General features: G+C 43.7%; 20 protein-coding genes. 9 read left to right on the forward strand and 11 right to left on the reverse strand.

The window, feature by feature from the left end:
- Positions 1 to 90: 90 nt before the first annotated feature.
- Complete coding sequence (locus JOC94_RS21530) at positions 91 to 276, reverse strand: hypothetical protein (RefSeq protein WP_205180339.1); 186 nt, start codon at positions 274 to 276, stop codon at positions 91 to 93.
- Positions 257 to 1,456 (reverse strand): DUF418 domain-containing protein, encoded by a 1,200-nt coding sequence (locus JOC94_RS21535; protein WP_077112360.1) that lies wholly within the window; start codon positions 1,454 to 1,456, stop codon positions 257 to 259. The genes JOC94_RS21530 and JOC94_RS21535 overlap by 20 nt, the downstream gene beginning before the upstream one ends.
- Before the next feature lie 236 nt (positions 1,457 to 1,692).
- Between JOC94_RS21535 and JOC94_RS21540 the strand changes: the two genes are divergently transcribed.
- The 6 genes from JOC94_RS21540 to JOC94_RS21565 all read left to right on the forward strand — a co-directional run bounded on the left by JOC94_RS21540 (position 1,693) and on the right by JOC94_RS21565 (position 3,697).
- On the forward strand, positions 1,693 to 1,914 hold the full coding sequence (locus JOC94_RS21540; protein WP_077112358.1) for a spore germination protein: 222 nt from the start codon (positions 1,693 to 1,695) through the stop codon (positions 1,912 to 1,914).
- Between the two features lie 130 nt (positions 1,915 to 2,044).
- Positions 2,045 to 2,245 (forward strand): spore germination protein GerPB, encoded by a 201-nt coding sequence (locus JOC94_RS21545; RefSeq protein WP_077112356.1) that lies wholly within the window; start codon positions 2,045 to 2,047, stop codon positions 2,243 to 2,245.
- Between the two features lie 36 nt (positions 2,246 to 2,281).
- Positions 2,282 to 2,899 carry a spore germination protein GerPC gene (gene gerPC, locus JOC94_RS21550; protein WP_077112354.1) on the forward strand — a complete coding sequence of 206 codons (618 nt, stop codon included), beginning with the start codon at positions 2,282 to 2,284 and terminating at the stop codon, positions 2,897 to 2,899.
- Entirely contained in the window at positions 2,889 to 3,083 is a 195-nt protein-coding gene (locus tag JOC94_RS21555) for a spore gernimation protein GerPD (RefSeq protein ID WP_077112352.1), read from the forward strand. Before gerPC ends, JOC94_RS21555 begins: the two co-directional genes overlap by 11 nt.
- A complete protein-coding gene (locus JOC94_RS21560) occupies positions 3,080 to 3,457 on the forward strand; it encodes a spore germination protein GerPE (protein WP_077112350.1) in 378 nt (125 codons plus the stop codon). Before JOC94_RS21555 ends, JOC94_RS21560 begins: the two co-directional genes overlap by 4 nt.
- A 21-nt stretch (positions 3,458 to 3,478) precedes the next feature.
- Entirely contained in the window at positions 3,479 to 3,697 is a 219-nt protein-coding gene (locus tag JOC94_RS21565; protein ID WP_077112348.1) for a spore germination protein, read from the forward strand.
- A 154-nt stretch (positions 3,698 to 3,851) separates the two neighbouring features.
- On the opposite strand, the gene addA is transcribed toward JOC94_RS21565, so the two are convergent.
- From addA to JOC94_RS21580, 3 genes are all read right to left on the reverse strand, one after another.
- Positions 3,852 to 7,586, reverse strand: a complete 3,735-nt coding sequence (gene addA / locus JOC94_RS21570; RefSeq protein ID WP_077112346.1) for a helicase-exonuclease AddAB subunit AddA — start codon at positions 7,584 to 7,586, stop codon at positions 3,852 to 3,854.
- Entirely contained in the window at positions 7,583 to 11,071 is a 3,489-nt protein-coding gene (gene addB, locus JOC94_RS21575) for a helicase-exonuclease AddAB subunit AddB (RefSeq protein WP_077112344.1), read from the reverse strand. The genes addA and addB overlap by 4 nt, the downstream gene beginning before the upstream one ends.
- Before the next feature lie 761 nt (positions 11,072 to 11,832).
- A complete protein-coding gene (locus JOC94_RS21580; protein ID WP_077112423.1) occupies positions 11,833 to 12,447 on the reverse strand; it encodes a TVP38/TMEM64 family protein in 615 nt (204 codons plus the stop codon).
- A gap of 196 nt (positions 12,448 to 12,643) precedes the next feature.
- Between JOC94_RS21580 and JOC94_RS21585 the strand changes: the two genes are divergently transcribed.
- Positions 12,644 to 13,060, forward strand: a complete 417-nt coding sequence (locus JOC94_RS21585; protein ID WP_077112342.1) for a hypothetical protein — start codon at positions 12,644 to 12,646, stop codon at positions 13,058 to 13,060.
- Between the two features lie 16 nt (positions 13,061 to 13,076).
- On the opposite strand, the gene JOC94_RS21590 is transcribed toward JOC94_RS21585, so the two are convergent.
- Positions 13,077 to 13,625 (reverse strand): competence protein ComK, encoded by a 549-nt coding sequence (locus tag JOC94_RS21590; RefSeq protein ID WP_077112340.1) that lies wholly within the window; start codon positions 13,623 to 13,625, stop codon positions 13,077 to 13,079.
- A gap of 222 nt (positions 13,626 to 13,847) precedes the next feature.
- On the opposite strand from JOC94_RS21590, the gene JOC94_RS21595 reads away from it, so the two are divergent.
- Positions 13,848 to 14,072, forward strand: coding sequence for an IDEAL domain-containing protein (locus JOC94_RS21595; protein ID WP_077112338.1), 225 nt, complete (start codon positions 13,848 to 13,850; stop codon positions 14,070 to 14,072).
- A 45-nt stretch (positions 14,073 to 14,117) separates the two neighbouring features.
- Here the strand turns inward: JOC94_RS21595 and JOC94_RS21600 are convergent, their stop codons facing one another.
- From JOC94_RS21600 to JOC94_RS21620, 5 genes are all read right to left on the reverse strand, one after another.
- Entirely contained in the window at positions 14,118 to 15,392 is a 1,275-nt protein-coding gene (locus tag JOC94_RS21600; protein ID WP_077112336.1) for a M48 family metallopeptidase, read from the reverse strand.
- Between the two features lie 141 nt (positions 15,393 to 15,533).
- Positions 15,534 to 15,851 (reverse strand): AzlD domain-containing protein, encoded by a 318-nt coding sequence (locus JOC94_RS21605; RefSeq protein ID WP_077112334.1) that lies wholly within the window; start codon positions 15,849 to 15,851, stop codon positions 15,534 to 15,536.
- Positions 15,848 to 16,573 (reverse strand): AzlC family ABC transporter permease, encoded by a 726-nt coding sequence (locus JOC94_RS21610; protein ID WP_077112332.1) that lies wholly within the window; start codon positions 16,571 to 16,573, stop codon positions 15,848 to 15,850. The genes JOC94_RS21605 and JOC94_RS21610 overlap by 4 nt, the downstream gene beginning before the upstream one ends.
- 36 nt (positions 16,574 to 16,609) lie before the next feature.
- A complete protein-coding gene (locus JOC94_RS21615) occupies positions 16,610 to 17,677 on the reverse strand; it encodes an NAD(P)H-dependent flavin oxidoreductase (protein ID WP_077112331.1) in 1,068 nt (355 codons plus the stop codon).
- Complete coding sequence (locus JOC94_RS21620; protein ID WP_083717583.1) at positions 17,670 to 17,858, reverse strand: hypothetical protein; 189 nt, start codon at positions 17,856 to 17,858, stop codon at positions 17,670 to 17,672. The genes JOC94_RS21615 and JOC94_RS21620 overlap by 8 nt, the downstream gene beginning before the upstream one ends.
- Before the next feature lie 75 nt (positions 17,859 to 17,933).
- Here JOC94_RS21620 and JOC94_RS21625 point away from each other — a divergent pair, with 75 nt between their 5' ends.
- Entirely contained in the window at positions 17,934 to 18,119 is a 186-nt protein-coding gene (locus JOC94_RS21625) for a small acid-soluble spore protein H (RefSeq protein WP_077112327.1), read from the forward strand.
- Positions 18,120 to 18,257 lie beyond the last annotated feature (138 nt).

An 18,257-nucleotide genomic window follows, 5' to 3' on the forward strand; every position in this document is an offset into this window, starting at 1 on the left:
TGACTGTTTGTCAAGGGCGATTGCGGGCGACATTTTCCCTCTGTACTTTGGAAAAGTGGAAATCGTTAATCTTTCATAGAACTTTTTACACTACCGAACCAACTCTTCAAGGGTGGCATAAAAGGGGCCGCTCTCTTGAATTCCTGCGAAAATGGAATCAGGGACTTCCTGATTTTTGGCTTTCGCAAGTGCCGGCACATCCCAAACGCGATTGCCGTTTTCGTGAACTACGCCATATGTTGGCGTGCCATTCCACTCAAAGCTCATTAACTTCATTCGTTCCACCTCTTCTTTTCATATTCTTTCCATACGTCAAGCTCCGCCATAGCATTTCTGCCGGACCCCTTTGGAATTTTGCCAGCCATAACCCGGCCAAAACGACCTGAATAACATATATACAAACGGCAAGCCATGTTCCAGTTGTTAACGAAATATCACCATACAACCCTAAGCCATAAGGATAAAAGATAAGCGTTCCGATAAGCGATTGCATTAAATACATCGAAAGAGACATACGCCCTATTGTCGAAAACGGCTTCAACAGCTTGCCGGCCATGCGGGCATTCATGAGCAGAATGAGACCGGCTGCATAGGCAAATCCCAAAATCGGTCCTCCCAATGCGTCCTGAATGTATTGAAAACTGAGTGAAGGTTCCACAATCAGCGGGAGAAGCTTTATGGCTATCCCTATCGGCAACGCAATCAAGAAAATAACAAGCCACATTCGCCAATATTCCTTCGACTTTTCAATCCACTTCAACTTGGCAGCTCCAGCGCCTATCAACATCATTGGTAAAATTAAAAATATGTATAAAGTAAAGCCAGCCGACAGATTGATTGTTTTCCAATCAGATATACGCTGGGCAGTCACTTCCATGTAGCTTCCATTTGTATAAGCTTCCTGCGAAGTTTGCAAAGCGACGATATTCGTATAATCCGCCAATGAAACCCCATTAGACAAATGGAGTATGAGAAAAAGTGCTGTTAAAAACAACTGAGGCAACAAATACAAAGCCATGCCCAAACCAATCAGGAAGGGACCGGGAATTCTTAAAAACAAAAGCAATAAAAACCCTATCAGTGCGTATGTAATCAATATGTCTCCGTGCCATATGAAAAAGGCGTGGATGACGCCGAATGCCAGAAGAACCAGCAGCCGCTTGACACCAATTTTCCAAAAAGTATTTCCATTTGCCAAAGCTTTTCTTCGAATCATGACCATGCCATATCCAAAAAGCAAGGCGAAGATCGGGTAAAAGGTTCCTTGTACAAGTACATCTATCCAAGCATGTGTTGTGAGGTCGTCATATTTCCACCACTCGTACGGATTGTAATACCCGTAAGGAGAATGAAATCCGATCATATTCACAAGAATAATTCCAAAGAGGGAAAATCCGCGCAAAACATCGAGTGTTTGGATTCGTTCCGTTTGGACAACAGGCGGTATGTGATTCATCGCCGTAACTCCTTTCTAAATGTTTGAATATATAACACCCCCCCTTATTGTAAAAAAAGACGGCAATATATTCCCCTGCTTTTGTTTATACCATCTTCGCCCATGTTTGTCTAAAAAACTGTGCTTATGACATAAAAGCTTTACAAAGTAGGCCTGGGCAATTGAATCACAAATTACCCAGTTACTCATAAAATACAATAATGATATATAGAAGCAACGGAAGGATGTGAACGGATTTGCCTGGATTTGTTGGTGCCGTTCAAGTAATTAGTGTTAGTACAGGAGGCGTCGTCAACATTGGAGACGTGTTTCAAATCCATCCGATTGCCTATGCCAAAACATTTTCTGGAGCAGGTTCATTTAACACCGGTGAAGGGATCACGGTCAAAAATAATTATTCTTCTACAAACACTTATGATGTCGACGGCCTTGACCAAGGAATATTGTTTAACTTATAAAAAAGCAGGCGACTGTTTTGTAAAGTACAAAATCGGATACTCCGCAAAAAGATGAAAGAAGCACTAGTCGCATAGAAAGACAGTCACGAGACAGATTCCCATATTATACCATCAAGAACAGGAGGCCGAAATGATCATTAATGTTCAACAAAACATTCATATTAATACGCTAAAAATTGGCGGGATTACAAACTCTTCAGTATTGCAAATCGGAACTTCAGGAATCATTAAGCCCGCATCTTATTTATTTAATACAGGAGGATTCGAAGAGCCGGCCCCTCCTGCCATTCCTGAGCTGGTCGAGGAGCAAGTAAGCTTGATTCCTTTGTAATTTGCCTGATACCAAAATAAAGCGTGGTGGAGGAATATGAACGTCAACTACTATATTCAGCAATTGTACGGCTGTATCAACCAACAGCAAAAGGCCATCGCACAACTGAAAAGCGACATACAACATTTATCGGCGGAAGTCAAACGATTGGGGGAAAAACCGCCCATGACCGTCGAAAGGCTTGAGTATAAATTCGACCAATTGAAGGTTGAAACGTTGGAAGGAACTTTAAATATCGGCCTTTCACCAAGCAGCCTTGATGCCGTCGATGAGTTATCCATTCCGAACGGAACGTTTCCCCAGACGCAAACTTTTTTCCGGAACAAAGAGATTTATCGCGATACGATCAGCAAGCTGAACCATTATATTGACGAAGAACTAGAACAACATGTTTTGGATTCCCAAACACAGGCAGGAGTTCAACTTGATCCTTCTTTTATTCAAATGATCAAAGAGGATGTCCGAAAACAAATTGAGAGACGAGCGGATCATTATTTGCACTATTTTAGTTCGCAGCCAAATAACGAAGGAACAGAAGAAGAATTATATCATAAAGTATATCAAACGGTCGTTGCCGATATTAACAAGGCGGTACATCGTTTTATCGCGGAAATGCCGAATAACCAGGGAGGGGTGAACCCCCATGGAACTTAATGTCGTAAACAAGGAGTTATCCGTCGGCCAAATTCGAGTCATCGGAGTGAGCGCCGCCTCATTGCTGTTGGTTGGGGACGCTAATACAATTCAATTGGGCTCTGTTTTTGATACGCCCCCTGAATCATTGATCATCGGTCCCTTCGCTCCCCTCACCAGAGAAACTGGAGTATATCCAAAATGATCGGAACAAGGAACTCTATCGTTCAATATCTTGATATTAAAAATCTCATCTTTGGTTCCATATTGGAAATTGGGGATTCGGTTCATCTGGGGGCGAATGCGAACGCCTTGGCGGTCCAAAGGAGGAGACAGCTTTTTTATGCCGATGAAGGAGATTTGCTCTCTTTCTCCGCTTTTACCAAACCCATTCCCCTTCCGCCAATTTACGAATCATTCCCCATCAGACATAAAATACATGATAGTCCGAACATTCGAGTAGGAAATGTTCATGTCATCGCTGCTTCCAACGCTGCCGTCCTGCATATAGGAAGTACAAACCATATTGCAATGGAAGGAAGAGTTAAGCATATTCGGCAAATCAATCCGAGGATTTAAAAAAGGATAAGGAGATGCACAATGCCAGCTATTCTGGGACCCGTCCAAATTTTTAACGTTTCCGGAGGAATTGTTCAATTTGGCGATACTGCTGTCATTTCACCAAAAAGCAGTTCAAAATCATATGCCGGCTCGGGCTCGGACAGTACCGGAGGATTTATCATAACTAATAATGGTATAAGTTCCAGCAATACGCTTGATACGAACCTCGTTGACCAGCCCACGGTAGGCAATAACTGATTTGCTAGATTCATGAAAAAAACGGGGCAGGGACAACACCTGTAAAAAGGAATAAACCGCGTGGAATCAAGTTTAAATCCTTGATTTCACGCGGTTTTATTTTCGCGATTTTTACGAATATGAATCAGTTTTCAACCTATGTCTCAGCCCCGTTTTATAGTTTGATGGTAAATCCACCATCGAAGAAATATAAATAGGCTTCCTTGACTTTCTTTTTTAAAATTTCCTTAATGGCCCGTTCATATAAGCGAACTTGCATTTGATATCTATTCTTCAATCGCTCTTTGGCCTGAGGGAATCCTCCCGGGAATCGGTCCGTGATAGAATCGGTTTTATAATCAAGTAAAACGACTCCGTCTTTTTCTTCGATGATGCAGTCCATCACACCTTGCACAATCACCAGTTCACCTTCCCCGTCCCATGCCGGATAAATGTCCCGCGCCGGAATCCCCATTGTAAAAGGAACTTCTCTTGAAACACCTGATGCTCCCAGGAGCCTTTTTCCTAATTCGGTTTCGAAAAATCGGACAATCTGTTCACCGGAAACCGCATCAGCCTGCTCTCCTGTAAGAATTTCTCTTTTAATAAGCTCATCGAGCAAATGTTCAATAGACAGCAGTGTCGGAGCTTCTGTCAAGGGAATATGCTGCATGACGGTATGCATGATGGTTCCCCGTTCAGCAGGCGACAACACTTTTTGCTCCAAAAACTTGGGCTTATGAAACAAAAGAGTGTTTTGACGCTTTCCGGCAAACTCATACCCGCTTGTCTCATCCTGCAATTCAACCATCCTTTTTAACTCGGAAACGGATTGTTTCGACATTTTATTTGTGGCCATTTGATGCGAATATGTCCAGCTAAGTCGTGTAAAGACAAGATGCTTACATGAAGATTCAACAGGAAAGGGCTCACCTGCTTTTACGTATTGCAGCCATTCATCGCTGTCACTTGCTTCATCTTCCGCTACCGGTTTGATGTCCATTTTTGAAACGATATCGATGTGCCAGCGGGAAGGGTGTTCCGCTATGAGGCCTTCCGACCAAATACTTTCGGAAATATGGCAATGGCGATGCCGTAGCAATGCCGGCCCAATCCAGTCCAAGTAGGCCTTCGCATTGGCTCTGTCAAAATCTTTTAATAGCCATTCCCCACTGATGAAGGATTTTTGCCATTTTAACACTTCTTTTTCCACATTTTTCACCGTACCGACAAGAAACAGTTTCTCCTTGGCCCTTGTGAGCGCCACATAAAGAACCCGCATTTCTTCGGCCACCAATTCCAGCCTCTTTTTTCTCTTTAAAGCTAACTGGGGCAGGGATGGATAGGAAATCCGTTTTTCCGGGTGGATATATTTGCTTGCAAATCCGTAATCTTTGTCAATTAAAAAGGAACGATGCAAATCCTTTGTATGGAATTCGCGCCCGAGTCCCGAGACGAATACGATGGGAAATTCCAACCCCTTGCTAGAGTGAATCGTCATAATCCGCACGACATCTTCCTGCTCCCCCAATGCCCGGGCCACGCCCAAATCTTTGCCGCGGTCACGCATTCTGTCAATAAAGCGAAGGAACCGGAATAACCCCCTGAAGGAAGTTTCTTCATATTGGGAAGCTCGGTCATAAAGCGCACGCAAATTCGCCTGCCGCTGTTTTCCTCCCGGGAGGCCGCCAACGAATTCATAAAAGCCTGTATCACGATACAACTGCCAAATGAGATCCGGGAGCGGCCCGCTTCTGGCAAGGGTTCTCCATTCATACAAACCTTCCAAAAAGCCCCGGGCTTTTTCCCTCGTTTCTTCTTGTCCATCTTCCTCAGGGGTGTTCACATACTGTTTAACGGCTGCAAAGTAACTCCCCTGCCGGGCTGCCAGCCGGATTCGGGCAAGCTCTTCTTCATCCAAACCGACAAGCGGCGACCGCAGAACCGCAGCCAGCGGTATATCCTGTTCCGGATTATCAATCACTTTTAACAACGACAGCATGATGGTCACTTCAGTCGCGTCAAAATAGCCTTCCGACAGATCAGCATAAACGGGAATGCCCGCATGCCTCAATTCATCGACCATATCCTGGGCCCAGGTCAACGAACGCAACAAAATAACAATATCTTTATATTGTGCTGGGCGGGAGACGCCTTTTTTCACATCATAGACAGGTTTTTTTTCGTCGATGATCTTCCTGATCTTACCTGCCAAAAAGCGGGCTTCCAGTTGCGACTTTTCAAGTTCTTCCTCCATTATTTCCGCTTCTGCATCTTTGCTTTTCCCGGAACTTTCATCCGCCAGATCAATGATGGCCACTTCCACAGGATACGGTTCATCTTCGGGATATCCTGCCCCCTTCACCAATTCCGCGTCAGCGTTATATTCGATTTCACCCACTTGAACCCCCATAATTTGCTTGAACAAATAATTTGTTCCTTCCAGCACTTCAGCCCGGCTGCGGAAATTCCGGGATAAATCGATGCGGAGGCCGCTGTTTTCTCCATTGGAAGAAAAGCGGCTATACTTTGCCAAGAACAAATTGGGTTCCGCCAAACGGAATCGGTAGATGGATTGTTTCACATCACCAACCATGAACAGATTGCCGTTATATTCTTCATCTTGTGAAATGAGCTGTAAGATGGTCTCTTGCACCATATTAATATCTTGATACTCATCAATTAGCACTTCTTTAAATTGATGACGGTAACCGCGAGCCACCTCCGAAGGGCTGACCTGGCCTTTTTCCTGATCCACTAAAATAGCAAGTGCCAAATGCTCCAAATCCGAGAAATCGACAAGCCCTTTGTCTCTTTTGATTTGTTCAAACCGGCAAGCAAAAGCTTTTACAACTTTTACTAAAGTCGCATAAACAGGCCGCATCTCGCGCATGTCCCGAATAAAATTTTCAGGGGACCTTGAAAAGAGTTCAGCTGTCATTTTATTCAGGATTTCTTTTGCCTTATCCCGTAAATCAGCGGCTCTTTTCATTAATTCAGGATCGTATTCATCCCCTCGACATGGTTTGGCGCGTGAAAAACTCCAATTATTCATCATTTCATAGAGCGCATCAAATCCAGTATCGGCGGCTCTTTCCATTTGGCGAATGATCTCCAAATCGTCTTCATAATTGACAGCGCGGGGAGCCGGCCCTCCCGGCCACTTGGTCATTTCATATGCTTCCTCTAACAGTCCTTTTGCACCTGAAAGCTGAAGCCTGATATCGGCTAGGAGGAGCTTTCCAAATTCCAGGTCATCCACACGAGTGTTTTCTGTAACATCATACTTACTGACAAGCTCATCAAGCCATTGATTTGGAAACGGATGAGACCGGGAAAATTCGTATAACTTTAACACAAGGGTTTGCAGTTCTTCATCACTTCGGTCACTTGTAAAAGTATCCACTAGCCTAAAAAAAGCGTCATTATCTATTTTCCCGTACTCTTCTTCAAACAATTCATCCATCACTTCATCTTGAAGAAGCACCATCTCTGTGTCATCGCCAATGCGAAATTGCGGGTCGATGTCCACCATATAATAAAACTTTCTGATTACCTCCAGACAAAAAGAGTGGAGAGTGGAAATCGACGCTTTGTTCAATAATCCCAATTGCTTGCGAAGATGATTGGACTCGGGGCGATCGTTGATTGCCCGGGAGAGTGCTTCTCCGATTCTGGATCTCATCTCCGCCGCCGAAGCGTTTGTGAAAGTCACGACGAGTAATTGATCCACATTGAGCGGATCTTTTTCCGCCAATATTCTTTGGATAATCCTTTCTACGAGAACAGCCGTTTTTCCAGAACCCGCCGCCGCCGCCACCAATATATCCTGGTCCTTGGCAAAAATCGCTTTCCACTGATCATTTGTCCACGAGGCCTGCTCCGGTTTTGCCGGAATGAATGTTTTCATATTTCTTCACCTTCTTCCCGAATGCGCGCAATAACTTGCTCCCGCTTTTCTTTTTGAATGAGTCGAAATTGGTTTGCAGCCAAGGCCTGGTCGAATTGACAAACAGGCTTATAAACACAAAATTGGCAAGGTGTTTTGTTCGCGAATTGATAGGGACTGATGTCAACATATCCTGACAAAATAGCATTCCCCGACTTTTTATAAAGGCTGCGGACATGGTTCCGTAGTTTGTGGAAATCTTCCTTGCTGGCTGCTTTAGAGTTTGCCCTTAGGGTTCCGTCCGTTTTCAAACCTGCGGAAATAATGTGGGAACTGCCCGATTTCAGCGTGTTGTCCATGAGGCGGATGATGTCGGGATCTTTCAGAACGAGTCCATCCATTTTAAATTTCTTGTGAATTTCTCCTTCAATGGCTTCCATTGTCATTGCTTTATTACTTTCAATCATTGGGTTATGCAAATGGAAATAAAATACCCCTGCAGGGAATCCCTCTTGACCGATTAATGCTTTTGAGTGGGTAACGACAATGTCCAAATATGTCAACATTTGAACAGACAATCCGTAATACACTTCCGTTAAGTCAAGCTGGCGGGCGCTTGATTTGTAATCGATCACCCGTACATAAATACCATTTTCATTTTCGGCTTTGTCTACACGGTCAATGCGTCCTTGCAGCTCCATCCGGGTTCCGTCTTTCAAGGTGAACGCCAAAGGCGGCAGAGCCTGGTTCGGGCCAAAAGAAAGCTCAAAACCGACAGGCGAGAACCCGCTCTTTTTGGCATGTCCGCTCATGACATAGGAAGCTCTTTCAATTACTTTTTCCAATTTTCTTTTAAGATAAGAATGCCGGTTCGAGCTTAACAATATTTGATTGTTTAATTTTGGAGCCAGATGTTCGACAGCTTCTTTTGCAAGCTGGGCACACTGTTCCTTTGTCAGCTCGGACCATTTCAACCGATGTTGATTGATTTGGTCGGCAATCCATTTCAATGCGCTATGGAACAAGTCGCCGATATGAGGAGCTTCCAGCCGATAAATCTCTCTCTCCTGCAACTTTAACCCGTGTGAGACAAAGTGGGAAAAAGGGCAACTGTGAAAAAGTTCCATTCGCGAAACGCTGGCGACCATTTTGTCTCCGTATAATTTTTTACTCGTGTCTTCTGAAAGTTTCTTCGTTCTGTTATCGTAATATAAACTTGACAATATGCGTCTTGCCTTATTTTTCCAAGTGGGGTCGGCCATATAAAAATTGTAAACATCCCACCAAAAGTCAGCCATTGGATATTTTCTTTTTTTCAATTGCAGCTGCCCGGTCAAATACGCAATGGCAGAGTCTGGATGGGAAATATATTCAAGTTGGTTGTCTTCAAACAATTCGGCCGGTTCGTTTACAACCATGCTTTCAGTTGCATGGGGAAACATTGTCCTGATCCGTTCAATAAATGGAGAAGGCTGAAGGGCTTTCCCTTCATCATCTGCCAATGGATAGGACAGGATGAGTTGCTTTTCGGCTGCAGTAAATGACCGATAAGCCACAAACTCCTCATTCAGCAGCCGCCTTCTGCTGTCCGGAGCAATAGGCACGCCTGCTTGCAATAATGCAGTCCGGTCTTCGTCAGACAACACTCCCCCATCTATCATCCTTGCCGGCAAAACGCCGTCGTTTAAACCGGCTACAAATGCCGTTTTAATATGAGACAACCTCGATAATTCCAAATTGGCAACAAAAACTTGATCTACGGCCGGCGGAATAAGAGAAAACTTCATTTCTTCCAATCCGGAGTCAATAATGGAAATAAATTTATCCAATGAGATGCTCGCATCCCCCAAAATCTCCACAAACTGGTCCAATAACTCAATGATGGCATTCCACGCCTGATCATGCTCCCTTGATTCAATTAACCGGCCTTTCTTCTCGGCATTCTCACTGAGCTGCTCCAATTTTTGCGGAACTTCCAGTTCTTCCAGAAATAAATAGACAGCTTCGCATAAATCCCGTCCCTTTACAGCTTTTTTAAGTCGCCTAGACAGCCTTACAATGGGAAGTGTAACGAGCTCCCTTGAACGGGCGATCTCCCTCTCTATTTCCTTTTCTTTATCAGTCTGTACGAATTGGGCAGACTCCAACCCGCGAAACCGGCTGTACGTCCATCGTTCGTTCTTTGTCCAGTCTTCCCCTTTCTTCCCATAAGCAAGAACGTAATTTTCCAGCCTGTCCATTTGCTCCCGGAACGTCTCAATATGTTCTCCAAGCGGAAAAAGCAGGTCTGTTTTGACAGCCCGAAATACCGGCTCGTATCGCCAGTTTCCATTGATGACCTCCAAAACAGAGCGAAGCAACTCTACGAGCGGATGATTGAGCATTGAACGCTTTTGATCAATAAAAAACGGTATGTCGTAGTCATGAAAAATGGTCTCCAAAGCCGACCGATAATCATTTCCATTCCGGATTAAAACAGCGATATCTTTATAACGGTATCCTTCCTCCATCACCAGCCGGCGAATTTCTCTTGCAATGCCTTCCATTTCCGCCCGGCGATTGGCGGCTGCCATCAATTGTATACCGCCTTCCTCCTTTGAAGCACTCACCGGCCTGCTTTCAAATTGGGCTTCTAAATGGCGCAGGTTTGCAGACTTGAATTTTTTCGCATGCAAAAGCTGGATATCTTGTTCAACCGGAACGTCTTCTTGCTGCGCCATCTCATATAAGTGAGCATACGTTTCGCCAGTCATTCTAAATAGATGAAGTTCATCAGGCAGCTCATGTTGAAAGGGCCGATCCAGTATAAGCGCCACCGTCACCCTGCTGCATTTTTTCAAAAGGCGATTGATCACCAAATATTCCTGGGGCGTAAAATTGTGAAAACCGTCAATATAAATTTCGGCATTCTGCAGATATTGAGACCGGTCAATCAGTTCTGACAACAAGCGCAAGCTATCATTGGAATCCAAATACTTTCCTTCCAGTCCTTTTTCAAAAAGCCGGTAAATCAATTCAATGTCATGGAGTTTATCAGCCAATGCCCGTGTAGAATGAAGAAACGCCATTTCCTCCTTCTGTTTAGCCAGGTCATCAGGCGCCACACAATAATGTTTCAGTTCAGTGAACATCTGTTCCAATTGCTGGACAAAGCCCGATTTATCGGATGCCTGTCGGAACAACTTCAACTCATTCTTATGGTCTTCCACAATTTTTCTGATCAACATATTCAGCCCGGCACTTGTCACATGATTTCTGCTTGACCCGCCTGTTTCCTGAAAAATCCGCCAAGCAAGCCGGGTGAAACTGTATACTTGGGCCCGGATCGTTCCGGCGAGTCCCGGCGTTTGCACCAATTCATATTCAGATAAAAACGTCATTTGCTCCGGAACTATGTATAAAATGGGGGGACCGTCAGGAAGTTCTTTTAACTTCTCTCTGATTTCGTTTAGAATGAATGTCGTTTTTCCTGTCCCCGAACGGCCGATAATAAAACGAAGCGACATATTTCCAACCCCTTTATTCACTTTTTCCCCATGAAACCGAAAAATTTCCTTTTATTATAACATATAACGCCCAACAAATACGAACATACATTCCGCAAGAAAAGTGGGAAAGTCACCGGCCTGCACACAAAAAATGCGATCATTTCAATAAGTACGGTCAAATCGCACAAGACCATTCCCACCGGTGTCAAAATCACATCGGGCCAGTTGACCAATTTACTCGCCTCATTCCTGGGAGCGGGCATGATCAACCGGGTTTGATGACCACTTTTGCGATTTACTCTATAGGGAGGACGGAGCTGTCATGGATGGTGACCGTTTTCTTCGCCTCTCCCGGGAGCGGGCATGATCTATCATAGCTAGTGGTCGGTTTCCGTTATTACTTAGACGTTATACTTGTGTGTGCTCCTTTTTTCAACCTTGGAAAGTAGAATGGTAATGACCGCTGCTGTTTCTGTGATGGACGATCTCTCCTCTGTTCCTTTCATCAAGCATGTTCCATTTAAACGATAAAGTGTACGGTGAGTTTTGCGAGCGCTTTCTCCCCCAAAGTGATACATATGTCTCTCATTTCTTTTCGATTAATTACATGCAACATGAGAAAAGCACCTCCAATATTTGATTGGGGTGCAGTTCAACGTTCACATCTTTATTGCCATCCATTTTCCAGATCATGCGTACGTTTTTTAAATGCGCGACGCCAAAGCCTTTTGTTTATTTGAAAATCTGCGCGACGCAAAAAGAAGGCTTGTACACTTTTCTTAATCGTGCAGACGTGTCTTATCCTTTTCTTTCAGCTTTTCTTCGACCCGTTTTCCAGCATACCACAGGATGGCGATGATCAAACAAACAATTCCCGTTCTGACGGGCTGTTTTACTAAAGAGATGACGTCATATCCAATAAAGCTCATTGTAAAAATCATGACGGCTTTCCCGGTTAACACAGCAAGCATGTATTGATATATGCCTATTTTCGAAAGACCTGCCACAATATTTACGACAGCTGATGGTGTAAACGGAAAACAGAGTAGAATAAATAACGGACCAAAGCCGCGCCTTTCCACCCAAGCCATCAAGCTCCGAACTTTTTCATTCCTGCGCAGAAAGTTGAACACCCGCGCTTCGCCAAATCTTCGTATGAGCAAGAACACAAAATAAGCCCCGCTCGCAGAGCCAATCCAGGAAAACAGAAACCCCCAGCCAAGTCCGAAAGCATTGGCGTTTGCCATCACAAACAAAAACAACGGCAAAAACGGGAAAAACGCCTCTAGGAATGGCAATAAAATACCGGGGAGCGGACCGAAAGAGCGGTACTTTTCGATTAATTCCATCACATTTTCAATCGTTATCCATTCTTTGAAAAAATCCAGATCCATCAATATTCCTCTATTCACAACCGGGAGCACGGCCTTGTTTGTTTTTAAATTATAACATAGCCGCATGCCTCTGATCTATTCTTCTTCCTCCATGCAAGAATTGCCTTCCTTACCAGCAATTTCATCTTGCTATTTCGAATGCCTCTTAGTAAAATGAGAACAAATGTTCCCTTCTTTAAGGAAAGGAGAATGAAAAATGACAAGGATTCCTGACAATGAACGGGATGTAATTGAGCAGGCGATCTACTTGCCAATGGTTCTTTCCGTATTGCGCCGTGACTTGCGCATGATAGAAAAAAGTCCCTTCAAACTAAAAAAACCTTATCAGGAATTGATTCAAAAAACAATGAACATCATTCAGAAGGAGCTTGCAGCAGTAAAACACCATTTGCAAAAAAACAATATCCGTGTCAAGAAAATAAAATCAGACAATGCTTTTACGATGTACATGTTTTTTTACAAAGGCTACGAGGAACACCATAATTACTTTAATCCCCGTCTGCGAAACAGGGTCGAAGAACTGCTCACTGATTATTTGGGCAGCGGCAGCCGGACCAAATCACAAGCGCGTAGCCCCGAAACGGAGCCAACACCAAAAAAGAAGGAGACATGAACATGTTCCTTCTAAATTAAGTCCAATAAAATCCTCTCTGCTCTGAAACCTGATTATGTATCAGCTTGGCAAACTTCTCCATCCGCTTCATATTTTGCATAAATTTAATTCTTAGCATGGCCGTCCGCGATAACTGGTTTTCAAACGAATAAAATGAAATCGGAAGTTCATGGATTTCATTGTTTTGGAATGTAACGATCGTCGCATCTGACCCGTTTCTTTTATGTGAGGTAACATAATCGTGAGAAATCCATATACAATGGGAGCTTGTAGGTGATGCGGTAGGAAAAAGAAAGATGGATGTGTAGGGGTCTACAATAATCGGTGGCTTGTGGGTAATTCCTATGAGCTGCCGTGTCCCGTGTCGTCTTCCATTGAAAGAAGATCCAAAATATTCACAGCTTCTCTTTACGATATTAAAGGGCGGGTCTGAAGATAAGTAACGACCATTCATTTCAAAAATTTCCGAGAGAATTTGAGGATCATTGTTCGTTGCGGGCTTAATCATCATCGTGTACGGGTTAATTTCATAATCCTCAACAAAAACGATGTCCTTTTTCGCCATAGCTCTTCCCCTTTCAACAAACTTCATCATTATTCATATAAATCATAACATACGCGCACAAAAATGTCACATAAATTCCAAATTATATTAAATAATGAAAATTCTCTCATTCATAATAAGCAACAGATTTATTCTTAAAAAACATCTGAAAATTTTCATAGATTAGTTGTATTTTGCCCATTAACCGTGTATAATTAAAAAAAGGTTCCGAGGTGATCATCGATGGAAAGGAAGAAATCTTATCAGGAACTGTTGAAAGAGTATACGATGACACAGCAACAAAAAGAAGCACAAGCGCTTGAGTGGTACACTGACCTTTTCCTGAACGGACTCCTGCAAAAAAGACGCGAAGAGCAGTTGCGAAAAGAAATTGACTTGGCGCTTGACCGAAAAGACAAAGAAGCTTTTATGAAGCTGACAAAAGAATTGGCCAAATATACAGAATAAATACTCAACAATAGTCATCCCCCTCTTAAGGGGGATGTTTTTCATTTATAACTCTTCGTCCCGATCACCTTCAAATTCTTCCATCATTCTAATCCGTTCCAGCATCGTTGGATGTCCATAACGGAAAATTTTCACAAGGTATGGCGGGTTTACTTGGCTTAACCCTGCTTTCGTCAAGTTTTGAAATGTCCGTACGGCCGCGTCTTTGTCCTGTGTCATTTCGATCGCATATCGATCAGCCCGCATTTCCTGGTAACGTGATACCCAGTTTGTCAACGGACTGACGGCAAACAGAAGAATAGAGATTGTCAGCAGAAAAACAGGCAGGGAGCTGATGTTTGTTATACTTTCCACCTTCCACACTGTTCCTCTTTTGGCAACCCACCGTTCCATCCATTTCGCTGTCAGCCACAGGCCCGCAAAGGAAAGCAGCGTATAGCCGGCAATGCCAAAATAAATATGCTTTTCCACGTAGTGGCCCATCTCGTGAGCCATGATAAACAAAACTTCCTCATCATCCAAACGTTCAAGGGTCGTATCCCAAAGAACGATCCTGGAGTTAGATCCAACACCCGTTACATAGGCATTTAACGCATTCGTTTTTTGCGACATATCCACTTCATATACATGTTCCGCCGGTATGTCCGCTTCATTGGCAAGCAGGAGGATTTTGGATTCCAGTTGTTTGTCTTTCAAGGGGTAAAAATCATTATACAGCGGATCAATGACGACAGGCTGGATAAACATCATGAAAATGGAATACGGAACCGACAACACCCATGCGGCCAACCACCACTTCTTTTTAAATTTTTTCATCAAACTATATAGCACGAGGACAAGGATGAACATAGTGGCGTAACTGACCCAAAAATCAATTAATTCATCCTTCATCCACGATGGGAACAACTGTGTGGAAATATTGTAAGTTCTTGAAAATACATAAGAGATATAAGAAAATGGAAAAGTAAATACGAATGATGCAAGAGACAGCCAGAATAAATAAATAGCTGTTTTCAACGGAAACCATTTTGACGCTTGGCCTGCCCAACGTTCGAAGGCGGCTGAAACACCAAAAATAAGTACTAAATAATAAAACAACCACTCATATGGAGAAGACAGAAAAAAAAGCAAGTTGCGGATCTTGGAATATTCTTCACTTAACATCATTTCCCGGGCGTTTAAAAATGTGGTTGGATCGACGCTTGTACCTTTATACATATCCGGGATGGACGTATCAGCCAAAAAAAACAAATAAACGTACATGACTACGCCGAACAAAAAATAAGCGGCGATTGCACGTAAACACCATTTTCTAACCATTTCATTCCCCCCCTCGTCCATTCATTATTATATGTAGAAAAAAATACATCAGAATAGAACCTGTTTGAAAGTATTGTGTCCTACTGCACAAAAAAATAAGCGGGCGAAGACGCCACGCTAATGAAAACCATTCGTATTTTTTTACAAAAAAGTTGAAGAAGCAGCTAAGATCACAATGGAACCAATGACGACGAGAATGACGTTCGCCCCAGCAAAGGCGATCAAAAATGCGGCCACCGCCCCGACAATGCCGTACAGAATATCCCCGTCACGTATAAATAAAACAGCCGGAAAAATGAGGGCGCCGAGCGTTGCATATGGGACGTTTTTCAGGACACCCTGTACAAACGGCGGCAACTCCTTTCCTTTAAACATAATAAACGGCAGCATCCTCGGGATATACGTCACAACAGCCATTCCGATAATCGTTAAAATAATCGTGGAACCGGAAGGATTCATTTGATCATCCCTCCTTTGTTTTTCACCATCTCGACAATTTCAATGATAATGGACGAGAAAAGAGTCGCTGCCACAATCGCCCAACCTTTTCCCATCACTCCAGAGTAAACAAAGAGACTATTGAATACCGCGGCTAACAGAGCCAAACAGCCCACTTTTACACTCTTTTTCATAGATGGCACGAGCAATCCAATGAACATTGCATAAAGTGAGATGGCCATACTTTCTTGCAACACTTGCGGCAGTCTGGCGCCAATGGCAAAACCTATAGCCGAACAGATCACCCAGCTGCTGTAGGCAAGTGTAATAATCCCAAATATATATCCCGTTTTCACTGTGTCCGGCTTCGTGGCGGCGACCGAAAAAGTTTCATCTGTAATACCAAAAGCATAAATGGCTTTTTTCCAACGGGCGTCTTCTTCCATTTTTTCATTTAAGGAAGCAGACATGAGAAAATGCCTGATATTAACGATAAACGTCGTCATTATGATTTCAATGGCCCCAGTCCCAAGTGCAAACATGCTGAGCGCCATATATTGTGACGCCCCGGCAAAAACGATTAGGCTCATCAAGACTGTCTCCAATAACGTCAACCCTGATGTTTTCGCAAGCAGCCCATAAGTTAAGGCTATGGGGGCATACCCGATTGCGATACTGATGCCTCCCTGAAGGCCTAGGCGAAATGATGAATCTTCCTGTTTGCCGACCGATACTTCCACCATTGTCCCTCCTCACAACAAAACCGGCTTTTAACATACTTAGCTTAGAACTTGGTTCGTTTCTTTCATGATGTTTTTAAGAATATGAGCGGCATGTTCTTCAGGCCGCCGGAGGAGCCGTGTTCCTTGTCCCGCCCACAAAGACATATATTCTGGATCGTTTTGTTCTGCGGCTACCTTTCTGATGTCATTTGTCAAGGTATTCTGGGTAGGAAACGGAAGCGGTTCTACCGCAGCTTCAAATTCTTGGATAAATGTGTTTTTGATTCCCCGAGCCGGTCGGCCTGAAAAGCTTTTCGTAATAACAGTACTTTCCTCTGTACTTTCGGACAATGCTTTCTTATAAACAGGATGAGCGACAGACTCTTTGCTAATTAGAAAAGCCGTGCCAAGCTGAACACCGGCTGCCCCCAGTGCCAGTGCTGCTATTACCCCTCTGCCATCCATAATGCCTCCGGCAGCGACTACGGGGACATTCACATGATCTACAACTTGCGGAATGAGAGAAAAAGTGCCGATATTGGCTCCATTCGGATGTGCGCCGATGTCAAACGTTCCACGATGGCCGCCCGCATCGCTTCCTTGAGCCACAATTATATCCACTCCCGCTTTTTCGGCTGCAATCGCTTCGTTTACAGTTGTCACCATGGAAATGGCTTTGCTTCCTGCCCTTTTTGCCTCTTTCATTTTATCCGGTGAAAGCAAGCCGAAGGCTGTGCTGATCACCGGAACTTTTTCTTCCGTCAGTACTTGAAATTGCTCTTCAAACAACTGTGGCGGCATTTCAAAGTCCAATTTCTCATCCATGCCCAGATCCTTTCTGAAGCGATTTAAGACATGTTGAACTTTCTCGAATCCATCCGTGCCGCCTTGCTCTTTCGTACAAAATAAGTTCACTCCAAACGGCTTATCCGTCTTTTCTCGAATGTCCCTGATACACGTTCTGATCGTTTCAGGAGCCATATAAGCCGCCCCCACTGTCCCAAGCCCGCCGGCCATGGAAACAGCTGCAGCTAATGCCGCGGTCGCGGTCCCTGCCATACCTGCCTGAATAACCGGAAATTGAATATTTAACTCATCACAAATAGATGTTCTCACATTAATCATGATTCCGCATCCTCTTTTCTTTTTCTATCAATCTTTTGACATGTTCTTTCGGTGTCCAGCAATCAAACTGATAGTTTGTTTTTGTTTCAAACCCGAGGCGGGTACATAAATAGACCATCTTGCCCTCTTTTCTTTCTGCCGAAAAATGAATGCAAGTGGCACAACAATGATAATTTTTCATCTCAAGCCCCCGATTCATTTCTACACGTATAACCCCATTATAAAGAACCAATAGTATAAGCAGGAGGGTTCTTTCATGAATATAATGCGAGCAAAAGAAATTGCTTCCTTGCCAGACATGGTAAAGGTCACTTTAAACGGCGTTCCTGTATATATCCAACATGTGGACGAGAAAAACGAAACGGCCAGGATTTACCCGCTTGATGAGCCGCAAAATGAACAATCCGTTTCAATCCGCCAACTGAAAGAAGAAGAGGGATAAAGTGAAACTTCAATCAGCGGAATTTTTTGTCCGCTGATTGTTAGTTGAACCAATCGGGCGTTTACTGGCAGTTGGACCTCTACTCACATTTTTCATTTTACCTTGAACTCTTGGAGTGGGGGCTTACTGCCAGTTAAT

This window comes from Siminovitchia thermophila (genome assembly GCF_016909185.1).
Lineage (GTDB): Bacteria > Bacillota > Bacilli > Bacillales > Bacillaceae_C > Siminovitchia > Siminovitchia thermophila.